Raw genomic sequence first — 17,147 nt, 5'->3', positions numbered from 1 at the left:
CGAAAATCTAGCATCGCCCATCCAACGGTCCAGGCGCCTGGCGCCGTCGCTTTGCGTGGGAAACTTCCTGTTCAGCCCAACGGCAACCAGGTTCGGCAAAATCGAGGGGAATCGTTAAACTTGCGACATTTGCGCCTACGCCACTCAACATGCGTTGCGCCACGGACTCGGCCTCTTCATGACCCTACCCGCTCCCACTCCCCTCGCCCTGCTCCTGCTGGGCCTGTGCAGCACCGTCCAGGCCGAAGAAACGCCGTTGCTGCTGGACCCCAGCGTGGTCACCGGCTCGCGCAGCGCCAGCCCGACCTTCGACCTGCCGTACTCGGTGGACGCCATCAACCGCGAACAGATCAGTGCCGGTCAACTTGGCATCAACGCCTCCGAAGCCCTGTCCCGCGTGCCTGGCCTGGTGGTGCAGAACCGCCAGAACTATGCGCAGGACCTGCAGATTTCTTCCCGTGGCTTCGGTGCCCGCTCGGCGTTCGGGGTGCGCGGCATCAAGCTGATTGCCGATGGCATCCCCGCCAGCACCCCGGATGGGCAGGGCCAGGCGGCAACGTTCAACCTCGACACCGCCGAGCGCATCGAAGTCCTGCGCGGCCCGGCAGCGACCCTGTACGGCAGCAACGCCGGCGGGGTGATCCAGATGTTCTCCCGCGACGGCGCAGGCCCGCCACGCATCGGCGCCGAAACCCTGGTGGGCAGCGACGGGCTGAACAAAAACCACCTCACCGCCGAAGGCGCAACCGAGGGTGCAGGCTTCGTGCTGGACGCCTCGCGCATGGACACCAATGGCTACCGCGACCACAGCAGCGCGCGCCGTGACCAGACGTTCGCCAAGCTCAACTTCCAGCCCGATGACGACAGCAAGCTGGCGTTGATCTACAGCAGCCTGGAACAGAACGGTACCCAGGACCCGCTGGGGCAGACCTGGGCGGCGTACAAGGCTGACCCGCGCTCGGTGAGCACCAATGCGCTGACCTACAACACGCGTAAAAGCATCGACCATCAGCAACTGGGCATGAACTACGAGCGCTACATCGGCGATGCGACGCTGCAGGTCAATGCGTATACGGGGCGGCGCAGTGTGATTCAGTACCTGTCGATCCCCAGGGGCACCCCCGCCAACGAGCGCGGCGGTGGCGTGGTGCAGTTTGACCGCACGTTCTACGGTGGCAGCGCGCGCTGGATGCAGCCTATCCAGAGCGCGCCGGGGGAATTGACGATCATCGCGGGCCTGGACTTCGACCAGAGCGAAGACAGCCGCCACGGTTACCAGAACTACAGCGGCGCCACCCTGGGCGTGAAAGGCCAGCTGCGCCGCGATGAAATCGACACCGCGCGCAGCCTCGACCCTTACCTCCAGGCCAACTGGGCCCTTGGCCGCTGGACCCTGCAGGCCGGCATTCGCCACAGCACCATGGAGCTGGAGGTGGACGATCAATTCCTCGGCAACGGCGACGCCAGCGGCAGCAAGACCTACCAGAAGAACACGCCGTCGATGAGCGTGATGTACGCCTTCACGCCCGACCTGCACGGTTACGTCAGTGCCGGCAAAGGCTTCGAAACGCCCACCCAGGCCGAGCTGGCCTATGCGCCGGGTAACGTCGAGGGTTTCAACTTTGGCTTGAAGCCGTCGCAAAGCACGCAATATGAAATAGGGTTGAAGGCACAACTGAACAGCACCCGCATCAACGCTGCGCTGTTTCAGATCACCACTGATGACGAACTGGTGGTGCAGCAATCCATCGGCGGTCGCACCAGCTATCAAAATGCCGGTCGCACGCTGCGCCGTGGATTCGAACTTGGGGTCGAGAGCCAACTCAGCGAGCAGTGGAGCGCCAACCTCGCCTACACCCGCCTGCAAGCCACCTACGACAGCGACTTTGCCAGCGGCGCGAACACCATCGACAAAGGCAACTACCTGCCCGGCGTGCCGCAAACCACGCTGTTCACCGAGCTGAACTGGAAACCACGGGACTGGGTGAGCACCGCCATCGAAGGCATGTACCGCAGCAAAGTCTATGTCGAAGACACCAACCGCCAACACGCCGCACCGGGCTACAGCGTATTCAACTGGCGCGCACGGTTTGAGCAGAAGATCGAGCACTGGACATTCCACCAGACCTTGCGCCTGGATAACCTGCTGGATCGTCAGTATGTGGGCTCGGTGATCGTGGGGGACGGCAATGGACGCTACTACGAAGCGGCGCCGGGGCGGTCGTGGTATGCGGGGGCTGGGGCTGAATACCAATTCTAATGTGGGAGGGAGCTTGCTCCCGATGCGGTGGGTCAGTTACACAGGCATTCACTGACACACCGCATCGGGGGCAAGCCCCCTCCCACACTGACCGCGTTCACACCTTCAGATGTGTAAATACAGTCAAATGTGGGAGGGGGCTTGCCCCCGATAGGGCCGAAGGCCCGCTTCACCCGGCGACGCTGACCTCTTTGGGCAACCGCTGATCAATCACCCGATACAACGCACTGTCCTGCGGCCAGTTGCGCATGAACCGCGCACGGTCTTTGGCATACGCCGCAGCAAAGCTGGCAACCGAGCTGTGTTGGCACATGGCGTCCAGGTCGATCATCGCCCAGCGCCCTTCGCTCCAGAACAGGTTGTGGCCCTTGAAATCCCCATGACTGATGCGCGCCTCAATCAGCTCGGCGAACAGCCGGTCCAGCGCCAGCAGTTCATCTTCCGGCGCATCGCCGCCTTCAACATAGGGCGCAAAGCGCTCGATGATGTCCGGCCCCGGCAGGTATTCGGTGATCAGATAGGCACGGCTGCGCAACCAGAAAAAGCGCTTCTCCAGGACCGCCAGCGGCTTGGGCGTGGCAAAGCCGAGGAACGCCAGGCGATTGCCTTCGCGCCAGGAATGCCAGGCACGGCTCGGGCGCCAGAAGCGTTTGAGCCAGTGGGTGAAACCCTTGATGTTGTAGCGCTTGATCACCAGAGGCCGGCCGGCCACTTCGACCCTGGCCACGCTCGCGGCGCCGCCGGTCTTGTACAGATGGCCCTGGTCGAGCAGCGCATCGGCCTTTTCAAGCACTGGCAGCATGGCCGCCTCTTCCTCACGGCGAATCGCGCGCAGACCAAAGGCGCCACGTACCACGCTGAACAGGGTGCATTCGCGGCCGACCTTGTTCAGGTAGTCGCGCAAGCGCCAGGCGCTGACTTTGCGCACCTGCTTTTCCAGAGCCTCCAGCGGCAAGGCATGTTCGCCGTTGGCCAGCAGGTAATACACCAGCAACTCTTCGGTAAACGGCGCGAGGTTTTTCGGCAACTGGGCAAAGAACACCCCGAGGTTTTCCAGCACGCGATTGCGCGACAGCGGCTTGCCCGCCTCTTCGACACGAATCCCCGCGCCATCAATCAGATACAGCTTGCCGCCCTGGCGCAGCAGGTTGTCCAGGTGCAGGTCTTCCTGCCACAAGCCCTTGGCATGCATCTGCGCAATCGCGCCCAGCGCGTCGGCGAGCACGGCGGTTTGTTCGTCGGCCAATGGCGGCAAGCCTTCGACAGCAAGCCAGGCGTCGGCCAGGCTGTGGGCGCCTTCGAGAAACTCGAACAGCAGCCAGCCACCCTCGCCTTCCTGCAAACCGTCGGCCAGCAACAGCGGCGTGGTCAGGCCTTGTTCGGCCAGCAAACGCACCCCGCTGCGCTCACGCTGGAAATGCCGCGCCGCCGAATTGCCAACCAGCAGCTTGGCCAGCACCGGGCGACCGCGCCATATTGCGGCGCCGACGTAGCGCTGCCCCGGCAAAACCCGCAGCAGGCTGAGCAGTTGCAGTTGGCCCGGGCCTGCCGCATCGACCAGGTCGAGGGTCAGCGGCAGGCTGGGAGTACGGCCGGCATTCTTCAGCTCGGACAAACGCATCAGCGGTTTTCCTTGTGGCTGCGGCGCGCGGTAAGACGCTGATACCAGGTGGCAACCAGTGCACTGTCTTCAGGCTGCTCAAGATACGCCGCCAGCAGCTGTCGCACCTGCGCATCCGACCATTGCGGCGCGCGGCGCAGCAGGGGTTCGAGGTCCTTGACCCGGTCACGCCAGCCGAACAACAGCGGGCGGGTTTTCTCAAGGTCGATCAACTGCGCGGCGTAACCGTCAGCCGTGGCCTGCAGGAAAATATGCTTGGGATAAAAACAGCCATGCACCTGCCCCACGCTGTGCAACCGACGCGCAAGCCTGCCGCAGGCCAGCAGGATGGCGCGCTGCTGGGCGTCGCTCGACTGCGACCAGTGTTCCAGCAACGAGTCCAAATCGTTCCAACCGTCCAGGGCGCGGGTAAGCAACATCGCACGGCGCTCGCCCTTGACCTTGCGCTCGCCGAAGAACACCGCCTGCAAGGCAGGAATGCCCAGCTTGCGGTACAGGCTGATATTACGAAACTCACGGGCAAAACTTGGCTCGCCGAACGGCCGGTACAAGGTACGCGTCAGGTAGTTGCTCTGACGCTTGAGGTAGTAACCCTGACCCTCAAGTTCCAGGCGATAAACGCTGCTCCATCCGTCGCCGCTGGTGTTGGGCTCATCCACCGCATCCAGTTGCTTGGCCCACAACGTATCGAAGCTGGCCAGGCCGTTGCGCTCAAGCAAAGCGCGGTCTTCGACCGCGAGGAAGTCACTCATTCACGCCCCTCGAAAAACTTCACCACATGGCGAATCCGTTGTTTGTCTGACGTCGTCAGGTGCGTGCGTTGGCGGTATTGCATGTAGAAACGCAGGCGCTGGGTGGCCGACAGATGATACTTGGCGACCTTGTCCAGGCAGGCCAGGTCTTTGGTAATGCGGTATTTGAGCCAGAAGCCGCGCCAGAAATCGCCGTTGGGACAGTCGATCATGTACAGCGTGCGCTGATCGTCCACCAGCAGGTTGCGCCACTTCAAGTCGTTATGGGTGAAGCGATGGTCGTGCATGGTCCGCGTGTACTCGGCGAGCTGACGGCTGATACCGTCGACCCAGCGAGGGTCTTTCAGACGCGGGTCATTACGTTCGGCCAATACCGATAAATCCTCGGTTCTGGGCAGCTCCCGGGTGATCATTGCACCCCGGTCATAGGCCAGGCCCTTGCGATCCAGGCCCCAGGCCACCACATCGGCGGTCGGAATACCCCATTTGGCGAAGCGCTTGAGGTTCTGCCATTCGGATTTCACCCGCGGCTTGCCCAGGTAGCGGCGCAGGCCTTTGCCGGCGCCGACGTACCGCTTGACGTAATAATTGATCCCGCCGCGCTCCACCCGGATGACTTCCGACAGCGGGTCGCGGGTCAGGCGCTCGCCTTGCAGGGCGAACACGGCTTCCAGGCTGCCAAAGTCGTCCGCGAGCGCAGCGTAAGCGGGTTCCAGGTTCCAACCCGCCATCAGAGTGCATCCCCGTAACGCTGCTTGCGCGCGTAGAGCTTGTCGGCCTTGCCTTGCAGCCACAGCAACAGGGCGCTTTCCTCGGCGAGGATCTGGCGCAACGGCTGCTGGAAATAGCCCTTGAGAAAGCGCAGCTTGTCGCGGCGGGTCAGGCCGATGTCCAGCGCCGAGAAGTACAGCGCGGCCAGGTCCTTGTCACGCCAGCGATGGCTGATTTTGTCGCGTGTCTGGGCGCGGTGCAGGTCGATGATCGAGAGCTTGAAGTTATCCGCCGTCACCGGCGTATCGGTGTGCAGCAGGAAGTGGCAGATGTAGCAATCACGGTGGTTGACGCCGCCGCGATGCATCATGCCGGTCATGCGCGCCACTTCAGCGATCAGCGCGCGCTTGAGACGCGGCTGCGGCGGCTGCTTGAGCCAGTCGATGCTGAAATCTTCCAGGCTGACAGTCGGCGCCAGTTCTTCGGTAATGATGAAGGAGTGCTGATCGGCCGGGTTGCTGCCGCGCTCGCCATAGGCCACGGCGGTCATGGTCGGCACGCCCAGTGCCTGCAGGCGCTGGATCGCCAGCCATTCCTGACCGGCGCCCAGCACCGGCAGCTTGGCGGTCACAAGGTTCTTGACGATCTCGCCCCAGCCGATCCCACGGTGGATCTTCACAAAGTAGCCGCGGCCATCTACCTCGGTACGCAGCGTGCGACGCGCCTCCAGTTCACGGTAAACCTCGCCTTGCAGGCGCTCGACAGCGGCGAACGCATCCTGCCCGGCCCAGAGGGTTTTGAACGGTTCGGCAAGCATCAATTTCATCGTTTTGGCTCCGCCAGAATCACATCCGCAGCGTGCTGCGGCATGCTATAGAGGTCGGCCGTCTCGGCGAAGGCCAACCCATTGCGGCCCCAGGCCGCGCGCTGTGCAGAATCAGACAACATCCGCGCCAGGTACCCGTTGAGCTGCGTCTGTTCGAACGGCTCATCCAGGACCAGGCCACTGTCGGCTTCGGCGATGTAATGGGCATAGCCACATACCGCCGAGACCAGCACCGGCAACCCGGCCACCAGGGCTTCGAGCAAGACCGTGCCGGTGTTTTCGTTATATGCCGGGTGGATCAACAGGTCGGCGCCCAGCAGGAAACGCGGGATATCGCTGCGCCCCTTGAGGAACTGCACGTTATCGCCCAAACCCAATGTGGCGCTCTGCAATTGGAATACTTTGGGGTCGTCCTGGCCGATTACAAACAGACGGGTGCGTTTCTTCAATTGCGACGGTAACGCCGCCAGCGCCTTGAGGCTGCGGTCGACGCCCTTGGTCTTGAAGCCCGAACCGATCTGTACCAGCAGCAAGTCGTCCTCGCCCAGGCCGAATTCCTTGCGGAACCCTTCGCGTATCATGGCCGCATCCGGCGGCGCACGGCGATCCTGGGCAATGCCCGGCGGCAGCAGGTGGAAGCGTTCCAGCGGTGTGGCGTAATGCTTGATGAACAGCGGCTGCTGCACCTCGGAAATCATCAGAATTTCGGTCTTGGCGTCCTTGGCAAACACGGCGCGCTCGTAGTCGGCAAAGTGCTTGTAACGACCAAAATAACGGTACAGCGAATGACGCAGGTTTTGCGCCTTGTCTTCAAAGCAGCCGTCGGCGGCGTAGTACACGTCAAGGTCAGGCATCTTGTTGAAGCCGATCAGGCGATCCACCGGGCGTTTGGCAAGGTCGGCTTTCATCCACGCGCTGAGCTTCTCGTTGCGCCGATGGTTGAAGAATGCCTTGACCGGCGCCACCAGCACTTCGAAGCCCGGCGGGATATCGCCCTCCCAGATCAAGGTGTACACGCGGATTTTATGCCCGCGTTGCTGGCACTCCAGGGCGATGCGCATGAAGTCGCGCTGCAGGCCACCGAAGGGAAAATATTTGTACAGTACGAAAGCCAATTGCATCAGTGCAGCTCCTCAGCCAGTAACAACGTGCTCAGCCGGCTCGCTACACGCTCAGGATTCAGGCGCGTGAAGCACAGGGGCGACTCGCGCTTGATGTCGAACCGCCGCAGGTCATCGGCGGTGGGTTGATAAGTGCATTGCTTTTGCAGGCACGGCGCACACGGCCAGTCGCTGGCCAGGTGGATCTGGCCCTTGCCGTAGGCGCCGGTGAGGCCCGGATTGGTAGGCCCGAACAGCGAAATGGTCGGCACATCCAGCGCAGCCGCCAGATGGCCCAGACCGGTATCCACCGCCACACAGGCACGGGCACCGGCCAACACACGGGCCACGCCCGCCAGGTTCAGTTTTGGCAGCACTTCGGCGTTGGCCAGGCCTTGAGCCAGGCGCTCGGCGCGGGCTTTTTCAATGGCGCTGCCCCACGGCAATTTCACGTCCACGCCCAGGCGGCCCATGCGTTCGGCCAGTTCGCGCCAGTAGGCCTCGGGCCAGTGCTTGGTGTCCCAGGTCGTGCCGTGCAGCAGCAACACGAAGGGTTTCTTCGGCGGCAGGCCCAGCAGTTTCTCGACGCTCAGGCCATAGTCGCCCAGGCCCTTGGGCAGGTCGTAACCCAACGCCACGGCAAACAGTTGGCGCAGACGCTCCACCGCATGTTGTCCTCGGGCCACGGCCAGGCGGCGGGAATAAAAGCGCGCCGCCAGGGGTTCGCGTGCCGAGCTTTTATCGAACCCGGCTACCGGCGCCCGCACGTAGCGGGTCAGCCAGGCACTTTTCAACAGGCCCTGGGCGTCGATCACCAGGTCATACCGGGTCGACTGCAGCGCCTGTTTGAACCGCCGCCATTCGCCGCTCTTGAGGGTTTGCCAGAGGTTCTTGCGCCAGCGACGAATCGCCACCGGGATCACCTTGTCTACCGCCGGGTGCCAGGTCGGGATTTCAGCGAAGCCTTCTTCCACCACCCAGTCGAAACGGATGCCGGGGATCGCCCGCGCCGCGTCGGTCAGTGCCGGCAAGGCGTGGATCACGTCGCCCAGGGATGAGGTCTTGATTACCAGTACCCGCAACTCAGTGAACCTCGACCACGTCGCCCTGCAACCGCTGCAACGCGTCGGTCACCGGCTGCGGCAGCAATTGGCGCAGGCAATTGTAGTGGCCGAAACGGCAGGTGCGCTCAAAACAGGGGCTGCAATCCAGGCCCAGGCGCACCACTTCGACCTTGTCCGCCAGGGGCGGGGTGAAGCCGGGTGACGTCGAGCCGTACACCGCCACCAAGGGACGGTTCAGCGCGGCGGCGACGTGCATCAGGCCGGAATCATTGGACACCACTGCGTCGGCGCACGACAGCAGGTCGATGGCCTCGGCCAGGGACGTCTCGCCGCTGAGGTTCACCGCCTCTTCGCGCAGCCCCGGAATCAGACGCTGGCGAATATCCTCACCCACCGAATGATCGTTCTTCGAGCCAAACAGCCACACTTGCCAGCCTTCGCGAATTCTGGCCTCGGCGACTTTGGCGTAATGCTCCGACGGCCAGCGCTTGGATTCGCCAAACTCGGCGCCCGGGCACAATGCCAATACCGGGCGATCCAGCGTCAGGCCGAACTTGGCCAGCGCCGCAGCGCGGGTCAGCGGGTCAATCTGCAAGCTGGGGCGCGGGTACGGCTTGGGCAGCTCAGCGCCCGGCTCGTAGGCCAGGGCCATGAAACGTTCGATCATCAGCGGGTAGCGGGCTTTGTCCAAGGTGCGTACGTCATTGAGCAGCACGTAGCGAAACTCGCCGCGCCAGCCGGTACGCTTGGGGATGCCGGCAAAAAACGGCACCAGCGCCGACTTCAGCGAGTTGGGCAACAGGATGGCCTGGTCGTACTGGCCGGCCATGGCTTTGCCGATGCGACGGCGGGTCGCCAATTCCAGCGCGCCATGGCCGAGCGGAAAGCTCAAGGCCTTGCGCACTTGCGGCATGCGCTCAAGGATAGGCCGGCTCCACTCAGGGGCGAGCACGTCGATCTGGCAGTCCGGATAGCGCAGCCGCAGGCACTGGAACAGTGTCTGCGCCATCACCATGTCTCCGACCCAGCTGGGCCCAACGATCAGAATATTCATGTCATTTCCACAAACGATGCGGGGAGGCTTATGCCTCCCCGCCCTAATAGTGTTTCAGCTCAAGCCCAGCGTTTGCCAGATTCGCATCACCTGTCGCCGTTCGTCGGCGAACTGGTCGCCGGCCACGGTACCGGCCTCGTTCTGCAAGGCTTGGCGGTGCGCGGCTGAGCGGTAGGCCTTATACACTTCACGCAGCAAGTGAGCATCGGCGGCGGGCATCAGCCCGACCTGCTCCAGGCCCTCGAGGATGCGGATATTGTCGGTGTAGCGCAGCAACGATGGATGTTGCGCAGACCACGCCAAAGCGGCGTATTGCACCATAAATTCAATATCGACGATACCTCCGGCGTCCTGCTTGAGGTCGAACAGCGCCGTGGCTTCGAAGGCATTGGCGCCCCTGCCGGCCGTTGTGCTCTTGGTTCCCAGGTTATCGCGCATCTTGGCGCGCATCTCGCTGACCTCCTGGCGCAGCTTGGCCAGATCCCGCTCACGCCCCAACACGTTAGCGCGTACCTGCTCGAATGCATGGCCCACATCCTGGCTGCCGACCAGGACGCGTGCGCGAATCAGCGCCTGATGCTCCCAGGTCCAGGCTTCATTTTGTTGATAGCGATCAAACGCGCCCAGCGAACTGACCAACAAGCCGGACGCCCCTGAAGGTCGCAGGCGCATATCCACTTCGTACAACTGGCCGGAGTTGGTCTGGGTGGTCAGCAGGTGAATGATGCGCTGGCCCAGACGCGTGAAGAACTGCGCGCCGTCGATCGGCTTGGCGCCGTCGGTCTCGGCCTGCGGGTCGCCGTCATGGATAAACACCAGGTCCAGGTCCGAACCATGCCCCAGTTCGATACCGCCGACCTTTCCATAACCGACAATGATGAACCCGGGATCGCACAGGCTGCCGTCCAGCCGTTGCGGCGAGCCGTGACGGGCGACGGTCTGGCGCCAGGCCAGGGCCAGCACTTGCTCGAGAATGGCTTCGGCGAGCCAGGTGAGGTAGTCGCTGACTTTCATCAACGGTAGGCTGCCGGCGATTTCCGACGCCGCCACGCGCAGGCGGTGCGCCAGCTTGAAATGGCGCAGCGCTTCCATCTGCTGCTCGAGGTCGTCTTCGGGGATACGCGTGAGGCGCTCGCGCAACTCGGCAGCCAGTTCCGGCGCCAGCGGTGGCTTGAACAGGCGTCCTTCGTTGAGCAATTCATCCAGCAACAGCGGAAAGCGCGTGATCTGCTCGGCGATCCACGGGCTCGCGGCGCACAGGGTCAATAGACGGCGCAAGGCATCGGGATTCTCGGTGAGCAGCACCAGGTAAGCGGAACGCCGGGCGACGGCCTCCACCAGGGGCAGTACGCGCTCCAGTACCAGGTCCGGATTGGCGTGTTCGACAGCCTGGGCCAGCAAGCGCGGAATAAACGCATCCAGGCGCTCGCGACCGAGGCGCTGCATGGCGCGCAGTTGCGGGCTACCGCGCAGGCCGGCCAGGGCTTTGAGAGCCTTGGGCGCGTCAGTAAAGCCGCCTTCGCCCAATTGGCGGCAGGCCGCGTCGTCGTCCTGGGACTCTTCCCACAGCGGAAGCCACTCCCCACCGACAACCAACTCGCTTTCTTCACCCTCTTCTTCATCAGGGTCGGCAATCACTTGGCGGAAATGCCAATCCACCCGCCCACGCCAATACATCAAGCGCTCGTGGAACGCGGCCCAATCGGCAAAGCCCAGCATGAAGGCAATACGCGCCTGGTCTTCGGGGCTGTCCGGGAGCATTTGGGTCTGGCGGTCGGCAATCGCCTGGATCGCGTGCTCGGTGTAACGCAGGAATTCGTAGCCATTGCGCAGCTCGGCAATCACCGCGGGCGGCAGGTAGCCCTGGCCTTCCAGGGTGCCGAGCACGTTCAACAGCGGGCGTTGCTGCAGGCTGAGGTCGCGACCACCGTGGATCAGTTGAAACGCCTGGGCGATAAATTCCACCTCGCGAATACCGCCCGAACCCAGCTTGATATTGTCGGCCATGCCCTTGCGCCGCACTTCCTGCTGGATCAACTGCTTCATGGTGCGCAGCGCTTCGATGGCCGAGAAGTCCAGGTAACGGCGATAGACGAACGGGCGCAGCATGTCGAGCAGTTGTGCGCCGGCCACCTGGTCTCCGGCGACGACGCGGGCCTTGATCATGGCGTAGCGTTCCCAGTCACGGCCCTGGTCCTGGTAGTACTGCTCCAGCGCGTTGAAGCTGAGTACCAGCGCGCCCGCCGAACCGTAGGGGCGCAGGCGCATGTCGACGCGAAACACGAAACCGTCGACGGTCATCGGGTCGAGGGCCTTGATCAATTTCTGACCAAGACGGATGAAAAACTCCTGGTTATCCAGGGCGCGCTTGACCCCCACTGTCTCGCCGCCTTCGGGGTAGGCGAAGATCAGGTCGATATCCGACGACAGGTTCAGCTCCACGGCCCCGAGCTTGCCCATGCCGAGGATGACCATGTGCTGCGCCTCGCCGCTGCGCCGCCCGGTTGGCGTGCCGAACTGCACGCAATGGCGCTGGTACAGCCACTGGTAGGCCTGGTCGATACAGGCGTCGGCCATGTCGGAGAGGTCGCGACAGGTTTGCACCAGATCAGCCTGGCGGGTCAGGTCGCGCCAGATGATGCGCACCTGCTGGCGCGTGCGCTGGCGGCGCAGTACACGGCCCATCTGGTCTTCTGTTTCAGCCTGTTGCACGGCACCGGCAATCTGCCCGCACAGTTCACCCGGCGCAAAACCCCGGTCCAGTTCGCCCCAGGCCACCAGCTCGAGCAACATCAAAGGGTCACGGACACTCTGTTCAATCACGAAATCACTGGCGGCGCACACCCGCGCGAAGTCGGCCCAGCGTTGCGGCGTCCAGCCAGAAAGGCCATGATCGTCATCCAGCGCGGCCACGGCGTCACGAAATGACTGCTCGGCCCGGCTGGCGTAAGGCAACAGAATGGCCGGCAGTTCGGCCAGCGTAGGAAGGCTCATGGTCTATCCTTGATCGGCGGGTAAATGGCGTGTAGTTGTGAACGCAGGAGCCCTGCTCGATGAAGGACTGTCGAACAAAAGTTAGAAATAGCTGAAATTAAATTAATCTTGGCAGGCAACATCAAACTTTCACCTTTTCTTGTTCGCAATAGACCAACAATAACGATTATGCTCACCAGCCAGACCGAGCCATACGCTCGGTCTTGTGTAGTTTTACTACTCGTATATACATTCGAAAGGCTGAAATGGCCGACGATTTGTAGTAAAACTACAGGACGCCGAAGCAACCTTCGGCCATCCAAGAATTTATGTCGTCTGCCCACAAGGCCAGTCGCAAATTTCAGGCAACCGATTCTGGTAGCCTTTCCGCCCTGGAGCAAGCCATGCAAGACCTCGATCCCGTCGAAACCCAGGAATGGCTGGACGCCCTGGAATCGGTTCTCGACAAAGAAGGCGAAGACCGTGCTCATTACCTGATGACCCGCATGGGCGAACTCGCGACCCGCAGCGGCTCGCAGTTGCCTTACGCCATCACTACGCCATACCGCAACACCATCCCCGTTACCCACGAAGCACGCATGCCTGGCGACCTGTTCATGGAACGCCGCATTCGCTCGCTGGTACGCTGGAACGCCATGGCGATGGTAATGCGCACGAACTTGAAAGATTCGGACCTGGGCGGTCACATCTCCAGCTTCGCTTCCAGCGCAACCCTGTATGACATCGGCTTCAACTACTTCTTCCAGGCCCCGACCGACGAACACGGCGGCGACCTGATCTACTTCCAGGGCCACACCTCGCCAGGCGTCTACGCCCGTGCGTTCATGGAAGGTCGCATCAGCGAAGAACAAATGAACAACTTCCGCCAGGAAGTCGACGGTCAGGGCCTGTCGTCCTACCCGCACCCTTGGCTGATGCCTGATTTCTGGCAGTTCCCGACGGTATCCATGGGCCTGGGCCCGATCCAGGCGATCTACCAGGCACGCTTCATGAAGTACCTGGAAGCCCGTGGCTTCATCCCCGAAGGCAAGCAGAAAGTCTGGTGCTTCCTGGGCGACGGCGAGTGCGACGAGCCGGAATCCCTGGGCGCCATCTCCCTGGCCGGCCGCGAGAAGCTGGACAACCTGATCTTCGTCATCAACTGCAACCTGCAGCGCCTCGACGGCCCGGTTCGCGGCAACGGCAAGATCATCCAGGAACTCGAAGGCGTGTTCCGCGGCGCTCACTGGAACGTGACCAAAGTCATCTGGGGCCGCTTCTGGGACCCACTGCTGGCCAAGGACGTCGACGGTATCCTGCAACGTCGCATGGACGAAGTCATCGACGGCGAGTACCAGAACTACAAGGCCAAAGACGGCGCGTTCGTTCGCGAGCACTTCTTCAACACGCCTGAACTCAAGGCAATGGTTGCCGACCTGTCCGACGACGAGATCTGGAAACTCAACCGTGGCGGCCACGACCCGTACAAGGTCTACGCGGCGTACCACGAAGCGGTCAACCACAAGGAACAACCGACCGTCATCCTGGCCAAGACCATCAAGGGTTATGGCACCGGTGCCGGCGAAGCGAAGAACACCGCGCACAACACCAAGAAAGTCGACGTCGACAGCCTGAAGCTGTTCCGCGACCGCTTCGACATCCCGGTCAAGGACGAAGAGCTGGAGAACCTGCCGTTCTTCAAGCCGGAGCCGAACAGCGCCGAAGCCCGCTACCTCAGCGAGCGCCGTAGCGCCCTGGGCGGTTTCGTGCCGCAACGCCGCGCCAAGAGCATGAGCATCCCGACGCCGCCACTCGATACCCTCAAGGCTATCCTGGACGGCTCGGGCGACCGTGAAATCTCCACCACCATGGCCTTCGTGCGCATCCTTGCGCAACTGGTCAAGGACAAGGAAATCGGTTCGCGCATCGTCCCGATCATCCCGGACGAAGCCCGTACCTTCGGTATGGAAGGCATGTTCCGCCAGTTGGGCATCTACTCCTCCGTCGGCCAGCTCTACGAGCCAGTCGATAAAGACCAGGTGATGTTCTACAAGGAAGACAAGAAGGGCCAGATTCTCGAAGAAGGCATCAACGAAGCGGGCGCCATGAGCTCCTTCATCGCTGCCGGTACTTCGTACTCCAGCCACAACCAGCCGATGCTGCCGTTCTACATCTTCTACTCGATGTTCGGCTTCCAACGTATTGGCGACCTGGCCTGGGCAGCTGGCGACAGCCGTACCCGTGGTTTCCTGATCGGCGGCACCGCCGGCCGTACCACGCTGAACGGCGAAGGCCTGCAACACGAAGACGGTCACAGCCACATCCTGGCTGCCACCATCCCGAACTGCCGCACCTTTGATCCAACCTACGGCTACGAGCTGGCGGTGATCATCCAGGACGGCATGAAGAAGATGACCGAAGAGCAGCAGGACGTTTTCTACTACATCACCGTGATGAACGAGTCCTACCAGCAGCCAGCCATGCCGGCCGGTGTGGAGGAAGGCATCATCAAGGGCATGTACCTGCTCGAGGAAGACACCAAGGAAGCGGCGCACCACGTACAACTGATGGGCTCCGGCACCATCCTGCGCGAAGTGCGTGAAGCGGCGAAGATCCTGCGTGACGAATTCAACGTCGGCGCCGACGTGTGGAGCGTGACCAGCTTCAACGAACTGCGTCGCGACGGCCTGGCCGTAGAGCGCAGCAACCGTCTGCACCCTGGCCAGAAGCCAGCCAAGAGCTATGTCGAAGAATGCCTGGCCGGCCGTAAGGGTCCGGTCATCGCCTCTACCGACTACATGAAACTGTTTGCCGAACAAATTCGCCAGTGGGTCCCGTCCAAGGAATTCAAAGTCCTGGGCACCGACGGTTTCGGTCGCAGTGACAGCCGCAAGAAGCTGCGTCACTTCTTCGAAGTCGACCGTCACTTCGTGGTGTTGGCAGCCCTGGAAGCCTTGGCTGACCGTGGTGAGATCGAACCCAAGGTGGTGGCTGACGCCATCGTCAAGTTCGGGATCAACCCGGAAAAACGCAACCCACTGGACTGCTGAGGAGACTTTTTGTGAGCGAACTCATTCGCGTACCTGACATCGGCAGCGGTGAAGGTGAAGTAATCGAGCTGTTTGTGAAGGTCGGCGACACCGTCGAAGCCGACCAGAGCATCCTGACCCTGGAATCGGACAAGGCGAGCATGGAAATCCCTGCTCCCAAGGCCGGCGTGGTCAAGAGCCTGAAAGTGAAGCTGGGCGACCGCCTGAAAGAAGGCGACGAACTGCTGGAGCTGGAAATCGAAGGTGCTGCCGATGCTGCGCCTGCGGCTGCCGCTCCGGCCGCCGCTGCACCTGCACCTGCTGCTGAACAGCCTGCCGCTGCCGCCGAGGCCCCAGCGGTCCCGGCTGCCGCACCTGCCGCCGCCAGCGTCCAGGACATTCACGTCCCGGACATCGGCTCGTCGGGCAAGGCCAAGATCATCGAGCTGCTGGTCAAGGTCGGCGACACCGTCGAAGCCGACCAGTCGCTGATCACCCTGGAGTCCGACAAGGCCTCCATGGAAATCCCTTCGCCGGCTGCCGGCGTGGTGGAAAGCATTGCGGTCAAGCTGGAAGACGAAGTCGGCACCGGTGACTTCATCCTCAAGCTGAAAGTACAAGGCGCTGCGCCTGCGGCCGCTCCAGCACCGGCCGCCGCTCCGGCTGCCAAGGCTGAAGCTGCTCCGGCTGCTGCCGCCCCTGCGCCTGCTGCAAAAGCTGAGGCCGCTCCGGCCCCTGCTGCTGCCGCACCTGCGCCAAGCGGTGCCAAGGTTCACGCCGGACCGGCTGTACGCCAACTGGCCCGTGAATTCGGCGTCGAGCTGAGCGCCGTCTCGGCCAGCGGTCCTCACGGTCGCGTGCTCAAGGAAGACGTGCAGGCTTACGTCAAGGCCATGATGCAGAAGGCCAAGGAAGCGCCGGCTGCCGGTGGCGCTACCGGGGGCTCGGGCATTCCGCCGATCCGTACCGTGGATTTCAGCCGTTTCGGCGAAATCGAAGAAGTGCCGATGACCCGCCTGATGCAAATCGGCGCGGCCGGCCTGCACGCGAGCTGGCTGAACATCCCGCACGTGACTCAGTTCGACCAGGCTGATATCACCGACCTGGAAGCCTTCCGCGTTGCGCAGAAAGCCGTGGCCGAGAAGGCCGGCGTGAAGCTGACCGTGCTGCCCCTGCTGCTCAAGGCTTGTGCGCATCTGCTCAAGGAACTGCCGGACTTCAACAGCTCGCTGGCGCCAAGCGGCAAAGCGATCATTCGCAAGAAGTACGTGCACATCGGCTTTGCGGTCGACACGCCTGACGGCCTGCTGGTACCGGTCATCAAGAACGTCGACCAGAAGAGCCTGCTGCAACTGGCTGCCGAGGCTGCTACGTTGGCGGCCAAGGCCCGCGACAAGAAGCTCACCCCGGACGACATGCAGGGCGCGTGCTTCACCATCTCCAGCCTCGGTCACATTGGCGGCACTGGCTTCACGCCAATCGTCAACGCGCCGGAAGTGGCGATCCTGGGTGTGTCCAAGGCAACTATCCAGCCGGTATGGGACGGTAAAGCGTTCCAGCCCAAGCTGATGCTGCCACTGTCGCTGTCCTACGATCACCGTGTGATCAACGGCGCCGCAGCGGCACGCTTCACCCAGCGCCTGAGCCAGTTGCTCAACGACATCCGCACCATCCTGCTGTAAGCCGCAGCGGCCTCCCCTGGCGGGAGGCCACCGCCGCATCGATTTCCGAGCGCCACGCTCGTACCTCAACCCCGC

11 protein-coding genes are annotated in these 17,147 nt (G+C 62.6%); 3 read left to right on the top strand and 8 right to left on the bottom strand.

Features of this window, described 5'->3' with window-relative positions; all coding sequences use genetic code 11:
• The first annotated feature begins 178 nt into the window (after nt 1-178).
• Nucleotides 179-2,260 (top strand): TonB-dependent receptor family protein, encoded by a 2,082-nt coding sequence (locus BOP93_RS02270; protein ID WP_104501407.1) that lies wholly within the window; start codon nt 179-181, stop codon nt 2,258-2,260.
• A gap of 169 nt (nt 2,261-2,429) precedes the next feature.
• Here BOP93_RS02270 and BOP93_RS02265 read toward each other — a convergent pair whose 3' ends face one another.
• The 8 genes from BOP93_RS02265 to glnE are packed head-to-tail and all read right to left on the bottom strand — an operon-like array spanning nt 2,430 to nt 12,382.
• Nucleotides 2,430-3,881 carry a lipopolysaccharide kinase InaA family protein gene (locus BOP93_RS02265; protein ID WP_104501406.1) on the bottom strand — a complete coding sequence of 484 codons (1,452 nt, stop codon included), beginning with the start codon at nt 3,879-3,881 and terminating at the stop codon, nt 2,430-2,432.
• Nucleotides 3,881-4,633 (bottom strand): lipopolysaccharide kinase InaA family protein, encoded by a 753-nt coding sequence (locus tag BOP93_RS02260; protein ID WP_065896706.1) that lies wholly within the window; start codon nt 4,631-4,633, stop codon nt 3,881-3,883. Before BOP93_RS02260 ends, BOP93_RS02265 begins: the two co-directional genes overlap by 1 nt.
• Nucleotides 4,630-5,364 carry a lipopolysaccharide kinase InaA family protein gene (locus BOP93_RS02255; RefSeq protein ID WP_065886570.1) on the bottom strand — a complete coding sequence of 245 codons (735 nt, stop codon included), beginning with the start codon at nt 5,362-5,364 and terminating at the stop codon, nt 4,630-4,632. Before BOP93_RS02255 ends, BOP93_RS02260 begins: the two co-directional genes overlap by 4 nt.
• Nucleotides 5,364-6,170: a lipopolysaccharide core heptose(I) kinase RfaP gene (gene rfaP / locus BOP93_RS02250; protein WP_065886571.1), complete on the bottom strand. Its 807-nt coding sequence runs from the start codon at nt 6,168-6,170 to the stop codon at nt 5,364-5,366. Before rfaP ends, BOP93_RS02255 begins: the two co-directional genes overlap by 1 nt.
• Complete coding sequence (locus BOP93_RS02245) at nt 6,167-7,291, bottom strand: glycosyltransferase family 4 protein (protein ID WP_104501405.1); 1,125 nt, start codon at nt 7,289-7,291, stop codon at nt 6,167-6,169. The genes rfaP and BOP93_RS02245 overlap by 4 nt, the downstream gene beginning before the upstream one ends.
• Complete coding sequence (gene waaC / locus BOP93_RS02240; protein ID WP_065935988.1) at nt 7,291-8,352, bottom strand: lipopolysaccharide heptosyltransferase I; 1,062 nt, start codon at nt 8,350-8,352, stop codon at nt 7,291-7,293. The genes BOP93_RS02245 and waaC overlap by 1 nt, the downstream gene beginning before the upstream one ends.
• A gap of 1 nt (nt 8,353) precedes the next feature.
• Nucleotides 8,354-9,388 carry a lipopolysaccharide heptosyltransferase II gene (waaF, locus tag BOP93_RS02235; RefSeq protein WP_104501404.1) on the bottom strand — a complete coding sequence of 345 codons (1,035 nt, stop codon included), beginning with the start codon at nt 9,386-9,388 and terminating at the stop codon, nt 8,354-8,356.
• A gap of 54 nt (nt 9,389-9,442) precedes the next feature.
• Nucleotides 9,443-12,382, bottom strand: a complete 2,940-nt coding sequence (glnE, locus tag BOP93_RS02230) for a bifunctional [glutamate--ammonia ligase]-adenylyl-L-tyrosine phosphorylase/[glutamate--ammonia-ligase] adenylyltransferase (protein WP_104501403.1) — start codon at nt 12,380-12,382, stop codon at nt 9,443-9,445.
• A 383-nt stretch (nt 12,383-12,765) separates the two neighbouring features.
• On the opposite strand from glnE, the gene aceE reads away from it, so the two are divergent.
• Together aceE and aceF are read left to right on the top strand one after the other, a co-directional pair.
• Entirely contained in the window at nt 12,766-15,411 is a 2,646-nt protein-coding gene (aceE, locus tag BOP93_RS02225; protein ID WP_065894434.1) for a pyruvate dehydrogenase (acetyl-transferring), homodimeric type, read from the top strand.
• Nucleotides 15,412-15,422: 11 nt separating this feature from the next.
• Nucleotides 15,423-17,072, top strand: coding sequence for a dihydrolipoyllysine-residue acetyltransferase (gene aceF, locus BOP93_RS02220; RefSeq protein WP_104501402.1), 1,650 nt, complete (start codon nt 15,423-15,425; stop codon nt 17,070-17,072).
• Nucleotides 17,073-17,147 lie beyond the last annotated feature (75 nt).

It is taken from the genome of Pseudomonas orientalis (assembly GCF_002934065.1).
GTDB classification, from domain to species: Bacteria; Pseudomonadota; Gammaproteobacteria; order Pseudomonadales; family Pseudomonadaceae; genus Aquipseudomonas; species Aquipseudomonas orientalis_A.
The sequence above is the reverse complement of the archived record's forward strand: the minus strand, read 5'-3'. Positions and strand labels throughout refer to the sequence as shown.